The 19,155-nt window shown below is 67.0% G+C and carries 17 protein-coding genes; 8 read left to right on the forward strand and 9 right to left on the reverse strand.

Annotated features, from left to right (window positions below; genetic code table 11):
• Window positions 1-63: 63 nt before the first annotated feature.
• Window positions 64-1,725, forward strand: a complete 1,662-nt coding sequence (locus tag MKAN_RS10955; RefSeq protein ID WP_023368256.1) for a DHA2 family efflux MFS transporter permease subunit — start codon at window positions 64-66, stop codon at window positions 1,723-1,725.
• 23 nt (window positions 1,726-1,748) lie between these two features.
• On the opposite strand, the gene MKAN_RS28780 is transcribed toward MKAN_RS10955, so the two are convergent.
• Window positions 1,749-2,165, reverse strand: a complete 417-nt coding sequence (locus MKAN_RS28780) for a hypothetical protein (protein WP_023368258.1) — start codon at window positions 2,163-2,165, stop codon at window positions 1,749-1,751.
• A 210-nt stretch (window positions 2,166-2,375) separates the two neighbouring features.
• Here MKAN_RS28780 and MKAN_RS10965 point away from each other — a divergent pair, with 210 nt between their 5' ends.
• The gene (locus MKAN_RS10965; RefSeq protein WP_023368260.1) at window positions 2,376-2,759 is read left to right on the forward strand and encodes a hypothetical protein; all 384 of its coding nucleotides are present in this window, start codon (window positions 2,376-2,378) and stop codon (window positions 2,757-2,759) included.
• A gap of 92 nt (window positions 2,760-2,851) precedes the next feature.
• Window positions 2,852-3,115, forward strand: coding sequence for a hypothetical protein (locus MKAN_RS10970; RefSeq protein WP_023368262.1), 264 nt, complete (start codon window positions 2,852-2,854; stop codon window positions 3,113-3,115).
• A 43-nt stretch (window positions 3,116-3,158) separates the two neighbouring features.
• On the opposite strand, the gene MKAN_RS10975 is transcribed toward MKAN_RS10970, so the two are convergent.
• Window positions 3,159-4,034 (reverse strand): alpha/beta fold hydrolase, encoded by an 876-nt coding sequence (locus tag MKAN_RS10975; RefSeq protein ID WP_023368264.1) that lies wholly within the window; start codon window positions 4,032-4,034, stop codon window positions 3,159-3,161.
• A 97-nt stretch (window positions 4,035-4,131) separates the two neighbouring features.
• Here MKAN_RS10975 and MKAN_RS10980 point away from each other — a divergent pair, with 97 nt between their 5' ends.
• Complete coding sequence (locus tag MKAN_RS10980) at window positions 4,132-7,266, forward strand: patatin-like protein (protein ID WP_023368266.1); 3,135 nt, start codon at window positions 4,132-4,134, stop codon at window positions 7,264-7,266.
• A gap of 7 nt (window positions 7,267-7,273) precedes the next feature.
• Here MKAN_RS10980 and MKAN_RS10985 read toward each other — a convergent pair whose 3' ends face one another.
• Window positions 7,274-7,963, reverse strand: a complete 690-nt coding sequence (locus MKAN_RS10985) for a GAP family protein (RefSeq protein WP_023368268.1) — start codon at window positions 7,961-7,963, stop codon at window positions 7,274-7,276.
• 85 nt (window positions 7,964-8,048) lie between these two features.
• Between MKAN_RS10985 and MKAN_RS10990 the strand changes: the two genes are divergently transcribed.
• Window positions 8,049-9,278: a multidrug effflux MFS transporter gene (locus MKAN_RS10990; protein ID WP_023368270.1), complete on the forward strand. Its 1,230-nt coding sequence runs from the start codon at window positions 8,049-8,051 to the stop codon at window positions 9,276-9,278.
• A 50-nt stretch (window positions 9,279-9,328) separates the two neighbouring features.
• Here MKAN_RS10990 and MKAN_RS10995 read toward each other — a convergent pair whose 3' ends face one another.
• Window positions 9,329-10,477 (reverse strand): TDT family transporter, encoded by a 1,149-nt coding sequence (locus tag MKAN_RS10995; protein ID WP_023368272.1) that lies wholly within the window; start codon window positions 10,475-10,477, stop codon window positions 9,329-9,331.
• A gap of 266 nt (window positions 10,478-10,743) precedes the next feature.
• On the opposite strand from MKAN_RS10995, the gene MKAN_RS11000 reads away from it, so the two are divergent.
• Entirely contained in the window at window positions 10,744-12,609 is a 1,866-nt protein-coding gene (locus MKAN_RS11000) for a serine/threonine-protein kinase PknD (RefSeq protein ID WP_023368274.1), read from the forward strand.
• 103 nt (window positions 12,610-12,712) lie between these two features.
• Window positions 12,713-12,973, forward strand: a complete 261-nt coding sequence (locus MKAN_RS11005) for a hypothetical protein (RefSeq protein WP_036395439.1) — start codon at window positions 12,713-12,715, stop codon at window positions 12,971-12,973.
• Here MKAN_RS11005 and MKAN_RS11010 read toward each other — a convergent pair.
• Together MKAN_RS11010 and MKAN_RS11015 are read right to left on the reverse strand one after the other, a co-directional pair.
• On the reverse strand, window positions 12,970-13,716 hold the full coding sequence (locus MKAN_RS11010) for a DUF2510 domain-containing protein (RefSeq protein WP_036395468.1): 747 nt from the start codon (window positions 13,714-13,716) through the stop codon (window positions 12,970-12,972). The two genes, MKAN_RS11005 and MKAN_RS11010, sit on opposite strands and share 4 nt — an antisense overlap.
• 54 nt (window positions 13,717-13,770) lie before the next feature.
• Complete coding sequence (locus MKAN_RS11015; protein ID WP_036395467.1) at window positions 13,771-14,460, reverse strand: LppP/LprE family lipoprotein; 690 nt, start codon at window positions 14,458-14,460, stop codon at window positions 13,771-13,773.
• A 257-nt stretch (window positions 14,461-14,717) separates the two neighbouring features.
• On the opposite strand from MKAN_RS11015, the gene MKAN_RS11020 reads away from it, so the two are divergent.
• Complete coding sequence (locus tag MKAN_RS11020; protein ID WP_036395438.1) at window positions 14,718-16,319, forward strand: LCP family protein; 1,602 nt, start codon at window positions 14,718-14,720, stop codon at window positions 16,317-16,319.
• Between the two features lie 28 nt (window positions 16,320-16,347).
• Here MKAN_RS11020 and MKAN_RS11025 read toward each other — a convergent pair whose 3' ends face one another.
• The 3 genes from MKAN_RS11025 to MKAN_RS11035 all read right to left on the reverse strand — a co-directional run bounded on the left by MKAN_RS11025 (window position 16,348) and on the right by MKAN_RS11035 (window position 19,117).
• A complete protein-coding gene (locus tag MKAN_RS11025) occupies window positions 16,348-17,139 on the reverse strand; it encodes an SDR family NAD(P)-dependent oxidoreductase (RefSeq protein WP_023368284.1) in 792 nt (263 codons plus the stop codon).
• 4 nt (window positions 17,140-17,143) lie between these two features.
• Window positions 17,144-17,977, reverse strand: coding sequence for an SDR family oxidoreductase (locus MKAN_RS11030; protein WP_023368286.1), 834 nt, complete (start codon window positions 17,975-17,977; stop codon window positions 17,144-17,146).
• 168 nt (window positions 17,978-18,145) lie between these two features.
• Window positions 18,146-19,117: an enoyl-CoA hydratase gene (locus MKAN_RS11035; protein ID WP_036395466.1), complete on the reverse strand. Its 972-nt coding sequence runs from the start codon at window positions 19,115-19,117 to the stop codon at window positions 18,146-18,148.
• Window positions 19,118-19,155 lie beyond the last annotated feature (38 nt).

The following is a 19,155-nucleotide window of genomic DNA, read 5'->3' on the forward strand; positions in this document are numbered from 1 at the left end:
CCGCCGGCCAATCCTTGGAAAGAGATGGCCTTACGCGGCCATTTCAGGAGATACAGTGACACGATGCGCCGCCAGGCGGGTCGGCCACCGCGCGCACCGACGACCGTAGCCAGCACTCCTGCCAGAAGTCAGCAGCGTCTGGACGATGATGCCCGCACGGGCGGCAGCCCCGCGGTACCGGATCCCGGTCCGGACTGCCGGCTGGATTCCAGGCTTTTGCTGATCACCGTGACCTGCATGATGCTTCCGCTGATGGTCACGCTGGACACCACGGTCGTCAATGTGGCGCAGCGGACGTTCATCGAAGAGTTCGCGTCGGACCAGGCCGTGGTGGCCTGGGCGTCGACCGGCTATACCTTGGCGCTGGCGGCGGTGATTCCGCTCACCGGCTGGCTGGCCAATCGGCTGGGCACCAAGCGGCTCCTGATGGCGTCGGTGCTGATGTTCACCGCGGGATCGTTGCTGTGCGCGCTGGCGTCGAATATCGCGCTGTTGGTGGCTTTTCGGGCGGTGCAGGGTTTCGGCGGCGGGATGCTGTTGCCGCTGCAGCTGATCATCCTGGCGCGCGCGGCCGGTCCGGCGCGACTGGGCCGGGTGATGACGATCAGCATGATCACCGTGTTGTTAGCCCCCATCGCCGGGCCCATTCTGGGCGGCTGGCTGATCGATTCGTTCGGCTGGCAGTGGATCTTCCTGATCAACCTTCCGATCGGGGTGCTGACCCTGGTTCTGGCGGTGGTGACGCTGCCCCGAGATGATTCGCTGCCTGCGGAATCGCTGGACCTGGTCGGCATGGTGCTGCTGTCACCGGGGCTGGTGCTGCTGCTCTACGGTGTGTCACAGCTGCCGGAGCGCGGCACCGTCGCCGACCCACATGTCTGGGTACCGGCGACCATGGGTGTGCTGCTGATCGGCGCTTTCGTGGCCCACGCGCTGCGCCGGACCGACTGTGTGCTGATCGATTTGCGGCTGCTCAAGTATCGCTCGGTGGCGGCGGCCAACGCGACCCGATTTCTGTTCGCCGTCACCTTTTTCGGCAGCTGCCTGCTGTTTCCGGCGTACTTCCAGCAGGTGCTCGGCAAGACTCCCATGCAGTCGGGGCTGCTTCTCATCCCGCAAACGGTGGCCGCTGCCGCGGTGATCCCGATCGTGGGACGGCTGATGGAATCCCGTGGACCGCGCAGCGTGGTGTTGGTCGGCATTGCGGTGACCGTCGTGGGCATGGCCATGTTCGCGCACGCCATCCGCCGCCAGGGGGCCGACCTCACGGTGCTGCTGAGCGGGCTCGGCCTTTTCGGCCTGGGCACCGCCTGCTTGATGGTTCCGGTGACCTGGTCTGCCGTGCAGACGCTGGATTCCAGTGAAGTGGCCCACGGCTCGACACTGTTCAACGTCAACCACAACGTCGCCGCGTCCGTCGGCACGGCCTTGATGTCGGTGATCCTCACCAGCCGGTTCAACGGCAGTGCCGCTATCGCCGCGGCCAGACAAGCCGACTCGGTGCGGGAGCACGCGGCCCGGCGGGGCTTGTCGGCCGACCTGTCCAAGCTGCCGTCGCCGGTGCTCGCGCCCCACTTCCACGAGCAACTCGCCGACGACCTCGCGCTCTCCTACTCCGGGGTGTTCGGGGTCGCCATGGTGCTGACCGCGATGATCGCTATCCCGGCGTCGTTTCTGCCGAAGCGGGCCACACCCCGGGTGAAGCTGCTGGAGGCCGATTCGTAGCACACGCGCCCGGGTGAGTCCGGTCAGTTTCCTTGGGCGGCCGGGTTGGCATCCTTGGCGCCCATCTTCAGGATTGCCGCGGCCAACGGGTAGTCGGCGCCTTCGCGTTGCTCGATATAGCGGCGAATCCGCTCGTTGCCGAACAGCGCGACACCGGCCTGCTCCATGTATTGGCGCATCTCGTCGACGTCGAGCAGGATCAGCTCGTCCTCGCCGCGCCAGCCGAAGGCGATCTGCAGCACCCGCGGCGACAGATCGAAGTACTCGCCGACCGCGATGAGCTCGGCAAAGTCGGGGAAGTCGTCGGCCTCCTTGCGCCGGGAGTAGGTGGCTTTGGGCAGTTTGAGTGCGGAACCGATTTCGCTGTCCGGAACGTCGCGGTTGAGCAGCCACTCCAGGACGCGGCCAAGGTCCTTACCCGCTCGGTTAAGTCTTGGCATCCCACCAACATAGTGTCGGTTCCGGAACGCGTCAATCCAGACACGCTATTGGAACCTGACCGGGCCGGATACCGGCATTGATGTTTTTTTCGGGAGTGTATTCCATTTTTGGAACACAACACGTAATGTACCTACCGTGAGGTACTGAGACGGCACGGAGGCCCGTCGCACGAAACGAGATCCTCACCAGACCAGATCGGGGTTAACGCCATGGCAGACAGCGCAGCCACCACGAACCACGCCTTGCCGTCACAACGGCGCCGCACCGCCGGGCGGCTCTCGCGTCTGCTCGTCGTCGCCACCGCCGGAGCAGCCCTGCTGGCCTCCGCGCCCGCTTTTGCCGACGTCGCGGAAACCGGCCCGTCCTATCAGCTGGGCTACACCAAGGCGGTCCAGGATGGCGGTTTCACGGTCGGCAGAATGCGCGCCATGGGCTTTCCGGACGACGCGATCGTCATCTCGAGCCAGGTGCACAAGGTCTGCGCCAGGGAACTGGCCTCGGTGCAGGCCGTCGCCGGGGTCAATGACGCCGACTTCCTGCGTGGTTGTGCCAGCGGAGTGCAAAGCCTGGTCGACGCCGGAATGGCCTCCTGACGCCCGCGCCGCCGGCTGCGGATCTCGGCACCGCCGACCCTGCCGACGAGGAAATTCCGACGATCAATCCGCACAACCCTTACGATGCCGACGTGGCCACACCAGAGGATCTCGACGGCGTCCTGGCGAATCTGAAAGCGCGCGTCGCGGCGGTGGAGAGATCGCAGGCCGATTACCGTTCGATGGTCGAGGCCATCAAGGCCTTCGGCGAAACGCAGCAACTGCTTGCCGACGTACTTCGGGGTTACGCCGGTGAGATGAGAGCCACCGCCGACGACTCCAACCAACGCATCCGTTCGCTGGAAACGTCCACCGCCGAGATCAAGAATCTCCTCACCCGGGCGCTCGAGCGCTGACCGGTCGGCCGTGCGCCGACGCGTGGGCGGGCCGCAACCGGGGTCACCCGTTGTCGACCCGGCGGGCCAGGAAGTCCAGGACAGCATCGGCGAAGATGTCGTTGCGGTCACCGGCCACCATGTGCCCCGCACCACGCACGTCGGTGAACTCCACCTGCGGGAAGCGGGACAGAAATTCGTCAGCGCGCTCCTGACTGACCAGGTCACTCATCTGGCCGCGAATGAGCAGCATGGGTACGCCGCCATCCAGGATCGCCCCGACCGCGGCGTACAGACGATCGGCGTCGGTGACCTCGATCGGGGGAAACGCCGCGGTGCCGCTGATGAATTGCGGGTCCCAGTGCCAATACCAGCGATCGCCGCGGCGGCGGAGGTTGGTGGTCAGACCGTCCAGATCTGACGGTCGCGGGCGATGCGGGTTGTACTCGGCGATCATGTCGGCGACTTCGTCGAGTGAACCGAACCCCGATTCCACCCGGTTGGCCATGAACGCGTGCACCCGATTCGCCCCGGACGGGTCCATGTTCGGCACGATGTCCACGAGCACCACCGCGCTGGCGATGCCCCGCGCGAGTTCGCCGGCCAGCAGCATCGCGGTGAACCCACCCAACGAGGCACCCACCAGCACCGGGCGCGGCGGCAGGCCGCGCAGTAGCTCCCGAACATCGCCGGCGAAGCTCACCACGCGGTAGTCGCCTTCGTCGGACCAGTCCGACTCGCCGTGGCCCCGCAAGTCGACGGTGACGGCTTGCCAACCCCGTTCGGCCACTGCGGCAGCCGCCCGGCCCCAGGAGCGACGGGTCTGCCCGCCGCCGTGCAGGAACACCACGGCGCGCGCCCGCGGATCACCCAATCGGTCGGCGACGATGCGGACACCGCCCGGCCCCTGGATCGAAAACGATTCCGGTGCAGTCGTCATCAGCTGATGTTAAGACGCTCTGATGCGGCCCCGGCTGGCTAATCTAAGCCCCGGGACTCGGCTCGGTCAGCCGGCCCCCGACATTGAAGGGTGCGCGATGGCATTCGAAAAGCCGACACCGGTCACCCAGCTGACGCTGGAACTCCGACTCGCCACGATGATGACGGGCGGAGTCAGTCTCGCGGTCTGGATAGCCGGCGTCGCGCGCGAACTCAACCTGCTCGCGCAAGCCTCGCAATGGCGCAGGGCAGGCGGGACCTTCCCGACGAATAGCGGGCTCACCACCGAGTCGACGGCATCCCTGCGGCTCTATGCCCAACTCATCGACCTGCTCGACATGATCGTCGACGTCGACATCCTGTCCGGGACAAGCGGGGGCGGCATCAACGCGGCATTGCTTGCGTCGTCGCGCATCTCGGGCGCTGACCTCGGTGGGCTCCGTGACCTGTGGCTCGATCTCGGGTCCCTGACCGACCTGTTGCGAGACCCGCGAGACGAGTTCACGCCGTCCCTGCTGTACGGCGACGAGAAGCTGTTCGCCACGCTGGCGACGCAGCTGCCCAGACTCGAGATCGGCCCGTTCCCGCCCGCGGAGTTTCCCGGCGGTATCCGGATTCCGTCGACCACCCTGTACATCACGACAACCCTGCTGTCCGGAGAGGCGAGCAGCTTCACCGACTCGTTCGGCACTCGCGTCCAATACGTCAACCGGCGTGGCCTGTTCACGTTCACCGAGGCAGACCTGACGAACAAGGGAATCGCCGCGGCCCTGGCGCTGGCCGCGCGCAGCTCAGCCTCGTTTCCGCTCGCGTTCGAGCCCTCGTTCGTGCCCTTCATGGAGGGGACCCCCGCGCAGGGCGCTGTCCCGGCCCGGCCACCGATGGCGCCGTACGCCAATATCACCCGGCCGCACTGGGTCGCCGACGGCAGCCTGCTCGACAACCGGCCCATTGACGTGTTGCTCAAACGCATCTGCGACCGCCCCGCCCGGCGTCCGGTGCGCCGGGTGCTGCTGTTCGTCGTGCCGTCGTCCGGACCCCCACCGAACCTGATCCAACAGGCGGCACCGGACAGCGCCGACGAGCAGCTCGGACTGCTCGCCAGCCTGCTGCGGGATCTGGGGGCGATCACCACTCAGTCCATCGCGACCGACCTGCGAGCGATTCGCGGCCATCAGGACCGCACGGCGGCGCGGATCGACGCGAAATTGCGCCTGGCCGAGCTGGCCGCGACGCTGCCGCACGGCTCTCGGCTACTGACACCGCCGCTGCTGACCGACTACCAGGCACGGGAGGCGCAGAAACATGCGCGCGAGCTGACCGATGCGCTGTTCCGCCAGCTCGGCAGCTGGCTACCGGCGTCGAGCACCGCGACCGAACGGGTTCCCAAGAGCTGGGAGCCCGAACTGGCGGCAGTCGACACCGAGAAGGCGTGCCGCCAACACATCACCGAGGCGCTACTGAGTTGTTGGTCGCAACCGCCCCACCAGCCGCTGCCCGAGAGCACCGCCGACCTCGCCCGGTATGGGCAGCCGGCATACGAGCTTGCCAAAGGCAGCGCGCTCGCCGTCGCCCAGGCGGCATACCACCTGGCGAAGTCGGACGCCGATATCGCCGAATTGGCAGCGCTCACCGGCGCCATCCATGCCGCTGGCCCGTCGCCCACCGCAGTCGATCTGGGGGATCTTGTTCGCGCGGTATGCGAGAACACGTCCATCCGCGAAGGGTCGCTCAAGGATGCCGCGGCCTTGATCGCCGACGGCTATCTCCAACAGTTAGCGGTGCAACAGGACGCCTGGGACCGGCTCGGCGACGCGTTGGTCAACGGCTATGGCACGCTAAAGCGGTTGTGCGCCAGCGCCGCAGCGGCTGCTGGCGCCGAGCGAGGCGGGTTGCCGTCACACGATCGCGTTGGTCCCAGTGCGCTCGACACCTACCTGGACTACCTGGGGGCCGGGGACGACCCCACGACGATAGCGACGAAATTGTTCGATCTGGCCGCGACACAGCGGGCCATGCTGCCGGCAGACTCGGGCATCGAGCAGCCGGTGGAGCTCGTGCAGGTGAGTGCCGATACCCGCAGTCTGCTCGCGCCCGACTGCCGCAGTGCCCAGCAGAAGCTCACCGGTATGCAGTTCCATCAGTTCGGCGCCTTCTACAAGCGGTCCTGGCGAATCAATGACTGGATGTGGGGACGGCTCGACGGAGCCGGCTGGCTCGTTCATGTCCTGCTGAACCCACGACGTGTGCATTGGATTGCGCAGACCCGGGTCGGCACGCCCGGGCCGGAGAGCCGGTCGCAGTGGTTTCTGCGGCAGCTCAAGGCCCTGGGCGCAGCTGAGTTTCCGCGTTCGGGCTACCGGCTGCCCACCTTTGGTGGCGGCCCTGACCAGCTACTGACCGAAACCATGGTGCTCGACGAGCTGGCATTTCTGGACGACCCGACGATGCCGTTGCCGACGAGCATTCCGCTGACCGCGCTGTGGCTGGCGCAGTCGTGGCACCGACGAATCCTCGACGAGGAGCTGGACACGCTGGCCGACACGGTGATCGACCCGCAGCCGGGACAGCGGCCGGATTGGAGCCCGACAACGTCGCGCAGCTGGGCCAAGAAGGTGCTGGCCGCAACACCGGGGGACGCCAAATACGCTCTACTGAACGAGAACCCGGTCGCGGGCGAAACGTTTGCCAGCGACAAGCGATCACCGCTGATGGCGCAAACCCTCGCGAAGGCCGTCGCGACCGCATCCGCGGCGGCGGGCTCAATTCGGTTGCTTCCCAGTGCTTTCAAACCATCCGTGGTCACCCTGCGAACGCTGGCGCTCGGTGGATACCGGGTGGTGTCGTTGACCAAAGGTATTGCCCGGACCACGATCATGGTCGGCGTGATGCTGCTGATCCTCGGTGTTGCCACCGCGATTCAATCGGCAACGGTGCTCGGCGTTACCGGCCTGATCATGGCCGGAACCGGTAGTTATCTGATCGTCCTGGGAACATGGCAGTTCTCCAGCAGGTCGCTCTTTGCGCTGCTATCGGTCACTCTGGCCGGCGCGGTGCTTGCGCTGGCAACGCCCGTCGTACGCAGCTGGCTGTTCGGCGACGCGGACCATCCCGGGCTGCTCGGCGCCAACATCTACTGGCTCGGCGAACAGTGGTGGCGGCCGCTGATCGCCGTGGGCGCGGTCGCGCTGGGCATCACGGTCATCGCGGCAGCCAAGCCCGGACGCCGGTGAAAGCACGTCATAGCGCACGGATTCCGTTGTAGAGCACCATCGCTCCGATCAAGACCAACACGACCGCGAGCATTGCGGCGTGGTTCTTCGCCATCCAATCTTTGAGCCGGGTCAGCGGCTCGTCGAGGCGATCGGCGGCACTCAGGTAACCCACTATCGGGAAGGCGACCGTACTCCCGGCGAGGGCGACGAAGACCGCGGCGCATATCCACTTACCGGCAACGCCGAGCGCACTGGTGCCGATGGCCAATCCGCCGGCCAGGCAAATGATCAGCACCTCCGGTCGCAGCACCACCAGCACCGCCGCGGTAATGCCGGCGCGCCGCGGCGTAATCGTCGAGAACGACCGCATCCAGCGCGGCGATTCGGCGTGTCCATGGCGGGTCAGCCAGCGGTAGCCGCCGAACAAGATCAGCGCCGAACCAAGGACCACCCGCAACCAGGACGCCCAGGCCGGCGGCGTCCGGTGCAGGCCGCCGAGCAGGCCGGACCCCGCGATGAAGATCGCGGTCACCGCCGCCAGCCCCAACAGCCAGCCACCCAGGAATGCCAGACCCGTCGGCCGCGGCCGCGGCGCGTGTAGAACCAGGACCGCTGGGATGACCGTCAACGGCGAAACGGCGATCACGAGCGCGAGCGGAACCAGACTGGCCAGCACCGCACCCCAATTTGATGTCACGGGCTGCAATCTTCGCATCGACCGGCCACCCCAGCGCGCCCCGGGGTTCGATCTCCGAGCGATTCGCCTTGACGAGCGACGATCCGGTCTATGATCCGGCGTTGTGAGGGACGCGTATCCCGAACATGGGCCCGCGTCGCCGCCACGGTATCTCGTTGCGATCCTGATGTTCGTCGTGCCGATGAGCCAGATCCCGCTGGACCTCTACACCCCGGCGCTGCCCCAGATGGTCGTCGATCTGCGCGCCTCGCCGACGTCGATGCAACACACCGTTGCCGCCTACCTCCTCGGGATGAGTTTGGCGTTCGTCCCCGTCGGAGTCGTCGCGGACGCCCGGGGCCGCAAACCGGTCCTGCTGACCTGCTTGGGCATCGTTGTCGCCACCAGTGTGCTGTGCGCGGTAGCCGGCAGCGTGCCGGTGCTTCTCGCGGCGCGGTTCGTCGAGGGCGCGGCCGCGTCCGCCTGCATGGTGGTGCCCTACGCCATTGCCGCCGATTGCTTCCGCGGCCGGCGATTGACATCGGTGTCGGGACTGCTCGGCGTCGCATGGGGGCTGGCGCCGGTGCTGGCGCCCGCCGCGGGCGGGGTGCTGGTCCAGTTTCTCGACTGGCGGCTGGTGTTCGCCTCGATCGCGGGGTTGGCCGCGCTGGCCGCGCTGGTCGTGGTGCTGCTGTTGCCCGAAACGCTTGCGCGGCAGAAGCGTTCACCTATTCACCCGGGGGCGGTCATCCGGGTGCTGGCCGACGCGCTGCGGCATCGCGTGTTCACCAGCTTCGTGCTGGTGTTCGGCTTGATGGCCTCGGCGCAGCTTGCCTTCGGGGTGGCCGGACCTTTCCTTTACCAGCAGAACCTGGGTTTCTCGCCGGCGGCTTACGGTTTGATGGCGCTGATCGTCGGGGTGGCTAATCTGTGCGGCGAACTGGCCTGTGGCATTCTGGCGATTCGCCTCTCGGCGCGTCGGCTCGCCATGGGCGCGCTGACGGTCTTCGGCATCGGCACCTCGATACTGGTCGGATCGGGACTGCTGATCGGAAACGACCCGTGGGCGCTCACCATCGGCTCCTGTCTGGCATTGTCCGGGTGCGGGGTGCTCTGCCCGCAGATGTACGGCCTGGCGATGGGCCTGTTCGTCCGTAATCTCGGATTGATCGGCGGTCTGGTGAGCGGCATCGGTTATCTCGTGGTCAGCGCCGCCATGGCAGCTGTCGGCGCGTTCCACGAACGGACCCAGACACCGCTGGGGCTGTTGTTCGCGGCATGTGGCGCAACAGCATTCGTGTTGCTGGCCTGGGCCACGGCCAGGTACGGGCAAATCCGGCAACCGGCACATTGACGGCGGCCGTTGACCGCGATCCGCACGGGGCGCCGGACCGGCCGGCGCGGTCAGGTTTGCGGGTTCTTGCCGACCGTGACCGGGGCCGAGCCGGGCGGCACGAGCAGTGTGCCACGCAGACTGCCCTTGGCGGTGCGGAGGGTCACCAGAACCCAGGTGGCGAGTAAACCGGCGTAAGCGATGACGGCGGCCACCTTGAACGCAGGCAGCTGCGTGTGCACGGCCAGCTGCGACGTACCGGTGACGAAGGTGCCTACCGGGAACGTGAGGCTCCACCATGTCAGGGCAAATGGCATGCCGCGCAGCAGGGTTCGCACCGTCAACGCGGTGGCCAAGGCAATCCAGAGCATCGCGAAACCCCACACCGGAACCCCGAAGATGATCGCGAACGCGGCCATGTCCTCGGCCAGCTCGTGCGGCACCGCGCCGGTCATCGCACCGGCCGCCAAAAGTCCTGCGGCGGTGATGGATTGGCCGAGCGGCCCCAGCACGATCCACAGCGTCGGCACTCGCACCGAGCCGGAGGTGCCGTACAAGGCCAACCGGCTCCAGATCATCGCGATGATGTTCAACGACGCCACGAACGACAGTCCGAACATCGCGTAGCAACCGAAGAGCATGGTTTCGCGGCCGGTGCCCGACGGCATGTGCGGCAGCAGCTGCGCCCCGGCCGCGGCCGACACCATCGGCGGGACCACCGGCATGAGCCAGCCGCCGAAGGCCGCGTCCGGCTCCACGCGAAGCTGGGTGAACATCAGGAACGGAATGCTGACGGCGGTGAACAGGCCGCCGAGCGTTCCCGCGGTCCACAGCACCCAGTCCAGGTCGACGGCGATGCGCTCGCCGATCAGGTGTGAACCGGCCAGCAGTGCGCCCGAGCCGACGGTCATCAGCGCCATGGGCGCTGCGCCGTAGAAGTGGGCCATCTGCGGATTGCGGGCGTGCGTGCGCGCCACCGTGGGGTGGCGCAGCCAGTGCCCGCCGACCAGCACGATCAGCACGACCAGCAACACCGCGGCGATCACCCAGATCGCTTCGGTGAACGCGTGCAGGCCCGGCACGTGGACCGGCAGGGTGGCCCCGGCAATGGCCACGATTCCGGTGCCCATGACCGAGGCGAACCAGTTGGGTCCGATATTGCCGAGCACCTCCACACGCTTGGGCGGCGATGAAGCATCCGCCGAGCTTGCGGTGGTCATAGGTGAGCAACACTACCGGCGCGGCAGCGTCGACTTCTGCGGTGAGGGACCCGGCGGGCCCGGCCGCCCTGCACCGCCGCTCGGAAAGCCGCCGGCGTCTCGCTAGCACCTCATGGAGCGACCGCAGCTGCGACGTTTGTCACTTATCGGCCCGCTTACCGCTTCGACCTGCGTAGACGGCCGTCTGCCGGCAGCGCGGGCAACTCGGGTCGCGGCAAATTGACGCCGCCGTTGGGTAGCATGCAAGCCCTGTCAGGAGGCGGATTGTGGATACGGTGTTCGGGCGCTACCAGCTGATCGAGGTGATCGGCGAGGGAGCCATGGGCAAGGTTTATCGTGCCCGCGACACCAAGATGCGTCGCGAGGTTGCCGTCAAGGTGCTGGCGCCGGAGCTGGCCACCGAGCCGGGATACCGGGAACGGTTCCGCCGCGAGGCATACGGTGTCGCCCAGTTGAACGAACCGCACGTCATCCCCATTCACGAGGCCGACGAGATCGACGGCCAGCTGTATTTGGTGATGCCCGTGGTCGACGGCACGGACGTGCAGGCCCTGCTCAACCGTGACGGTCACCTGACCCCCGAGCTGACCGTCACGATCGTCGAGCAGGTGGCCGTGGCGCTTGACGCCGCCCACGAACAGGGGTTGGTGCACCGCGACGTCAAGCCGTCCAATCTGCTGATCACCGACGACGAGTTCGTCTACCTGATCGACTTCGGGATCGCCCGTGGCGAAGCCGCCCCGAAATTGACCTACACCGGCTCGATCCTGGGCACCTGGGGCTACATGGCGCCGGAGCGTTTCACCGACGGGACCAACGATGCCTGTGTCGACATATACGCGCTGGCGTGTGTGCTCTACGAGTGCCTCACCGGGCAGCTGCCGTTTTCGGGTGAGACGCTCGAGCAGCAGTTCACCGGGCACACGACACAGGACCCGCCACGGCCCACCGACGTCAAGCCCGAACTGCCGGCCGGGTTCGACGAGGTGATCGCACGGGGTTTGGCCAAGGACCCTGACCAGCGCTACCCAACCGCCCGGGACCTGGCCGCGGCGGCACGCCAGGTGCTTGACGACGCATCAGAGCTCGGCCCGTGCGGCGCCGCGCGCACCCCGAACAGCGACGCCGCAGCGCCGGCGGAACCGCAGCGGCCCGGCGCGACACCCGACACCAGCGGCACCGCCGAGAAGCCAGCCCGATCGAAGACGGTCACGCCACCGCCCTCGCAGGCCACACCGGCATGGCACCGGCGCAGGCCGTGGCAACTCGGCGGTGCGGCCGCCGCCCTGGTCATCGCCGTCGTCGGGGTCGGCGCGATCGCGGGAAACCCGACGGCCCATCCCGTATCGCAGGTTGCGGGACCGTCCGAGCCGCTCCGGCCAGCACCGGTCGTGCTGCCGTTCACCGGGCTCGACGGCCCCACCCCGGTCGCGGTCGGCCCCGGTGGCGCCGTCTACGTCGGCGACTACTACAACAATCGGGTGGTGCAGCTGGCGTCCGGTTCGTTCGCCGAGACCGAGCTGCCGTTCACCGGACTCAATCGCCCCCAATCCCTGGCGGTGGACAGCACCGGCACCGTGTATGTCTCCGGCGCCCGTGGCGAGGTGCTCACCCTGCCCGCCGGCGCCGCCAGCGCGTCGAAGCTGGCCGACACCGGCGCCGAGGATTCCGCGGGTCTGGCGGTCGATACCGCCCGCAACGTCTACGTCGTCGACACACCCAACAACCGAGTGCTGAAATTGCCCGGCGGCGGCGGCCCCCAGACCGTGCTGCCGTTCACCGGCCTGAAAGCTCCCGCCGGCGTGGCGGTCGACAGCTCGGGCGCGGTGTATGTCTGCGACGCGTACAACAACCGGGTACTCAAACTGCCCGCCGGAGCGAGCACTCAGATCGTCCTGCCGTTCACCGAGCTGGTCTTCCCCACCGCCGTGGCGGTAGACAAGACCGGCGCCGTCTACGTCAGTGACTCCCCCAAGAACCAGATCCTGAAATTACCGGCGGGAGCCGACTTCCAAACAGTGCTACCGCTGGGCGGGCTCAACCATCCCGAAGGAGTGGCGGTAGACGAAGCCGGAAACGTCTACGTCACCGACAGCAATAACAACCGGGTGCTCAAACTAGCCGCGCATTAACCGATTGGTCCGGATTTCGATTGCCCGATGCGGGCCAAGGCGCTCCGCGAGCCAGCCACATACACTGCCTGCAGTAATGCTTTCTTCGCAGACGAGGTTCGCATTGAGAAGAGTCCCGCTTGGGGTGTGGTTTTCGGTCGTGCTAGTGATCGCCGCGCTAGCCATGCCGATCAAGCAACGGTGCGGGACACCGAGCCGCAGCTGCGCCAGCACGTTGGACGCAAACGGCGACGTTCACTACTACTACGAGGTCGAACCACTGGGGGTATTCCTCCTGGAAATGATCACCGGCACCAACATCCGCTGGTATTACACATCGGGCGAGGAAACTCGTAAGCGCAAGGCGCATAACGGATTTGGCTAGCCCCGGCAGACTTGCGGCGCATACTGCACGGTCGTGGTAGACGGCGTGTTGAACTGGGAGTCGACGGTGAGCTCGGGAATCACCGGCTGATTTTCGACGCCGAGCCGCTTCAGTTCGAGGTTGATCTGCATGGTGTCGGGCGTGATCCTGCGGGCGTTGGTGTCCCGGTCGGGCCGCATCGACGCATCAGTGCTGGCGGGGTCCTGGGTGCGCACGATAGCAAGGTCGTCGGTGTCCTGTTCCGGGCCGAGTTCGACGAATTTCTTGCCGTTGTTGGCGACACTGTATGTCAGGACGTAACCCACAAAGCCGGACGAGTGGTTACCCGCCGGCGACTGCGGCAACGGCTGCGCGAATCGAACCACCAGCTGCAACACGCCGCTTCGGGGATGGCCGACGTCCACGGACGCCACGGTGAGGTTGTCGGGCGGCTTCGGTCCGTCCTGCAGCTGGCAGTTGAGCTGCTTCGGCAGGCGCGCCCAGTCGTCGCGGGGCGATTTCACCCAGAACGCGAATCCGATTCCGACCAATGTCAGCACCATGGCGATGGGAAGTAGCAGCCGCAGTGCCACCGGCATTCCTGACCAGCCCCGGCGCACCCCGTTGGCAACGGCCCGAAACGGTGAGCGTGCCGTCGAGCGGTCCGCGCGGCAATGCTTGGTCCAGTGCTGACCGTCCCAATATCGCTGTCCGCCCGAGCCGTCGGGATTGAAATACCATCCTGCCGGCGGTGAAGTCGGCACGGTCACGCTCCATTCAACGTCGGGGTCGGTGAGGGCTCGGCCGGGTGCGGCGGATCACGGCGGTGAGTCCAACGACTCCGGGGGCGGATCGAGCATCTGGACGTGGTCGCCCTGCCACTGAAACCCGACGGTGGTCAGGGTGCCGTCATCGCAGGCGTCACAGCTTTGTCGGCTCCGGTAGGTGAGGACGACCAGGTCGTCGGTGGAGGCCGGAACCTCCAATTCGGTGAACGGATACGCCACCGCGGTGGCAGTGCCGACGAACGCCCCGCGGTGAAACATCAGCGCCTGGTCCGGTGAGCTGCGGGTGGCATCCACCACCGTCACCACCACCGCCGACAAGTCCGCGCACGGATCGTAGTCACTGAACTCCGGAGTGGGATTCCACGCTTTACCGGTCTTCTTGTCCGCGGGAAGCTGGGCCAGCGCCGCGGATACCGCGGTTGCCTCATCGGGCCCGCACGGGCCCGCGGGCGCGGTGGACGTCGTCGTCGGCGGGTTCGACGGGGCGGTGGCGGGCGCCGCCGAAGGACCGGCGCCGGGACGCGGCTTGCCCGAGAACACCACGACCGCCACGATGACCAGCGCAACGACGGCTACGACAGCTAGGAACGCCGCCACCAGCCAGACGCCGCGCGCGGACCGGGCCGGCCCCGACGGCGGATTCGGTGGAGTCGTATCGACATCGTCGGACGGCTCGTAGGCCGGCGGGGGCCAGTTAGGGTCGATATCGCCCGATGCCATGTTCGTGCCCGACACCCCTCCCGACAGCTCCCCGGTACTTCCGCGCTTGGCGAATTGTAGCCAGAAGGTGCAGGTAGGGGAAATGAACCGGCCGCGGCGTAGCCGCTGCTCAACGCGTGAATCTGCCCACATCCGCGCATCTGGAGTGGGGGCCACGCAGCAATCTGCCGCATACTAGACGGCATGCAGCAAGCGACGTCCCCGCAAACCGCCGGTCCAATGCCGGCCGGTGGACCGGGGACTGGTCGAGGCTTGTGATGGGTCGTTCGGGCGGACGTCACCGCCGTCGCGCTGTTCGTCAGCCGTCGTCGCTGCGCCGACGGCTGTCGCGAAGTCTCATGACGCTGGTGTCCGTGGTGGCCCTGGGCATGACCGGGGCCGGATATTGGGTGGCTCACGGCGCACTGGGCGGCATCACCATTTCCCAGGCCCTGACCGCAGAGGACCCGCGGTCCACCGGCAACAACATGAACATCCTGCTGATCGGGCTCGACTCCCGCAAAGACCAGGAGGGCAACGACCTGCCGTGGTCGATCCTCAAACACCTGCACGCCGGTGATTCCGACCAGGGGGGCTACAACACCAACACCTTGATCCTCGTGCACGTCGGCGCCGACGGAAAGGTCGTCGCCTTCTCGATCCCCCGTGACGACTGGGTGCCCTTCGCCGGCGTTCCGGGATACAACCACATCAAGATCAAGGAAGCGTACGGGCTCACCAAGCAGTACGTCGCCCAGCAGTTGGCCAACCAAGGGGTGAGCTCTCAGCGAGAGCTGGAGACCCGGGGCCGCGAGGCCGGCCGCGCCGCCACCCTGCGGGCGGTACGCAGTCTGACCGGCGTTCCGATCGACTATTTCGCCGAGGTAAACCTGGCTGGTTTCTACGATCTGGCCGAGACGCTCGGCGGCGTCGAGGTGTGTCTGAACCACGCCGTCTCCGACTCGTATTCCGGCGCCGACTTTCCCGCCGGACTTCAGCGACTCGACGCCGCCCAGGCGCTGGCGTTCGTGCGGCAGCGTCACGGTCTGGATAACGGGGACCTGGACCGGACCCACCGGCAGCAGGCATTCCTGTCGTCGGTGATGCACGATCTGCAGGATTCGGGCACCTTCACCAACCTGGATCGCCTCGACAGCCTGATGGCCGTGGCCCGTAAAGACGTCGTGCTGTCGGCCGGCTGGGATCAGGACCTGTTCCGCCGCATGGGCGAACTGGCGGGCGGGAACGTCGAGTTCCGGACCCTGCCGGTGGTGCGTTATGACAACATCGACGGCCAAGACGTCAACATCATCGACCCGGCCGCGATCAAGGCCGAGGTAGCCGCGGCCATCGGCACCGGCGCCCCGGCGGCGACAACCACGACCCCGGCCGCGAAGCCGGACCCGTCCACCGTCGTCGACGTGGTCAATGCCGGCAGCATCAGCGGGATGGCCAGCCAGGTGTCCAGCGCGCTGCGAAAGCACGGCTACACCGCCGGCCAGGTCCGGGACCGCCAAGCCGGCGACCCCTCGACCAGCACCATCAAATACGGCACCGGCACCCAAACCGACGCGCAGAATCTGGCCAGCCTGCTCGGCGTCGATACGTTGAAAGCGGACCCCGGCTTGGCACCCGGACACATCCAGCTGACCGTGGATACCGACTTCGCGATGCCGGCCCTCGACGAATCTCAAGAAACCAGCGCGACCACCACATCGACCGGAACGACCGGGACGACCGGGACGACCGGGACGACCGGGACGACCGGGACGACCGAGAACAAGTACAACACCTATTACAGCGGCGGTACTACCAGCACATACCCGACGCCCGATCACGGAATGCCGATCGACGGCGGTGGAGTTCCCTGTGTGAACTGACGCGCGCACCGCACGCTGGGTGAATTAGCTAGGCGTGTGTTCCGCCGTCGATGCGGATTTCGGTGCCGGTGATGAACGCACCGTCCTGCGACACCAGCATGGCGATGACGCCGGCGACCACCGACGGATCTGCCATTCCGGCGCCGCTGGATGTCTCGGTGGTGGGCAAAACCGGCATCAGCCGGGTAAACAGCGACCAGTCGGCGTCTTGCGGGAGGTAACCGCCGGTGGCATCGGTGATGCCGGACTTGATGCTGCCCGGCGCCACACACACCGCCCGCAGACCGCGCTTCGCATACTCGAGTGCCAGGGAATGCGTGAAGGCTTGCACACCGCCTTTACTCGCGGCGTAGGCAGCCATGTACGGGTGGGCAAACGACGCCGAGGTGGAGCTGAAATTCACTATTGTGCTGCGCTGGTTGGCCAGCAGCGCCGGCAGGGCTTCCCGGACCACCAGAAAGGTGCCGGTCAGGTTGACCGCGATGATCTGATTCCACTGCTCGGTCCCGGTCTGGTGAGTGTGCGCGGCGCGCAGCATGCCGGCGGCGTTGACCAGTGAGTCCAGGCCGCCCAGGCTGTCGACGGCGCGGCGCACCCCCTCGATCACCGACAGCTCGTCGGCGACGTTCATCTCGCATGTGGTGAACCTGCCCCCGGTCCCGGCCCCGGCGGCGCGGGCCGCTGTCGTGGCCAAGCCGTCGGCCGCGATGTCGCTGCCCATCACCGCCGCCCCCTCGTTCAGCAGCCGCAGTGCGGTGGCCTGACCGATCCCGGAGGCGGCGCCGGTCACCAGGATCCGCTGGCTGTGGAGTCGTTCCATGGCCTCAGACGACTCCACGTAGTCCGTCGCGGCCGAACACCGGTTCCAGCATCGCCGAGAAGTCCGGGCCCCGTCGCAGCATGTGGCCGCCGTCGACGTTGATCACCTGCCCGGTGATGAACCCGGCCGCGTCGCTGAGCAGAAACATCGCCAGGTTGGCGACGTCCTCGACCTCGCCGACCCGCGGCAGCGGCGTGCAGACCGCGTAGTCGCGGCTCAGCTCCGGCGATTCGGTGACCGGCGCGACGAGTTCGGTGCGGATCAGGCCCGGGCGGATGCTGTTGACCCGCACCCAGGACGGGCCGAGCTCGTCGGCCGCCAACTGCATCAGGTGGTCGACCGCGGACTTGGTGACCCCGTAGGCGCCGAACCAACGGTGGGTATTGCTGGCCGCGATCGAGGAGATGCCGACGAAGGACCCGCCGCCGCCGCGCACCATTTCGCGCGCGGCGTGTTTGAGGACATACATGGTGCCGTTGACGTTGAGGTCGACGGTGCGACGCCAGGCCGCCGAGTCGATCTGGGTGATCGGCCCGATGGTCTCCGACCCGCCCGCGCAATGCACCACGCCGTGCAGCTGCCCGTGCCATGCCGTTACCGCGTGGACCGCACGGGCGGTCTCCTCCTCGTTGGTGACATCCGCGGGCTCGTAGCGGATGGATCCGCCGCGTGCCTTCAGCGCTTCGAGTTCTTGCACTGCGCCCGCCAGCCGGTCGGGGTTGCGGCCGACGATCATGACCGAGGCCCCGGCCGCCACCAGACCGGCGGCCACCCCCTTTCCGATTCCGCTGCCGCCGCCGGTGACCAGGTAGGTCCGGTCTTGAAAGGAAAGCTGCATTCGAGCCCCTCACGGTGAAGCTGAAACAGGTTCTCGTTATCGAACCATGCGGCCGTCGGCGCGGCATCGGTCCCCGGTGCCGCCGAACACTATCGTCACAGCTGCCACACCGGTCTCTCGCGGAGGCGGATCACCTCAACGGGACAGGCGCAACGGATGTGACTGCGACTACGGGGTATCGCGGCGGGCCACCTTGGTCGGCTTGGCCGTACGCCAGTCTTCGACGTCGGGCGGCAGGCCGACCGGGAACCTGTTCTGATTGTGGGCGGCCCAGTGGGCATGTCCCAACTCGTGGACGTGAAACGCGTGCCGCAGCGCCTCGGTGAAGCCCATGGCGTCGGAGGCCGCGTTGACCGAATCCTTGACCAGCAACGCCGCCATAGTGGGACGCTCGGCGATGCGCCGCGCGAACTCGCACGTCTTTTCCTCCAGCTCTGCGGCCGGAAAGACCTTGGACACCATGCCGAGCCGGTAGGCCTCGTCGGCATCCAGCGAATCACCGGTCAACAGCAGCTCTTTGGCCTTGCGCGGACCGAATTCCCAAGGGTGCGCGTAGTATTCGACACCCGGCATACCCAGTCGCACCGCCACCACGTCGCTGAACCTGGCATTGTCGGCGGCGACGATCAGGTCGCACGCCCAGATCAACATCAGGCCCGCCGAGATCGCGTTGCCCTGGACCTGGGCGATGGTGATCTTGCGCAAATCGCGCCAGCGGCAGGTGTTTTGGAAGTAGAAGTGCCACTCCTGCAGGTACAGCTTTTCCATGACCGCGTCGCGGGTGGCGCCGTGGGAACGGAAGGTCGGATGCTGCGCCGGTCCGGGCTTACGCTCCAGCATCGCCGCCTCCGACCCGAGGTCGTGCCCGGCGGAAAAGTTATCTCCCCGTGCGGCCAGGATCACCACTCGCACGGCGTCGTCGGCCTCGGCCCGGCAAAACGCCTCGTCGAGCTGAACCAACAGGGTTCGATTCTGCGCGTTGTGCGCCTCCGGACGGTTGAGCCAGATCCGCGCGATCCGCCCGTCGTCGAGGGTTTCGTAGGCCACCAGCTCGGCGGGTTTGGCTCCGTCGGCGTGGGTATCGGCGTGGGTATCGGCTTGGGTATCGGCTTGGGTATCGGCGCTGTCCGAGAGTGTCATCGCACCCACCTACCTTGTCTCGCGGGTCGTCTGGGGCC

It is taken from the genome of Mycobacterium kansasii ATCC 12478, from assembly GCF_000157895.3.
GTDB classification, from domain to species: Bacteria; Actinomycetota; Actinomycetes; order Mycobacteriales; family Mycobacteriaceae; genus Mycobacterium; species Mycobacterium kansasii.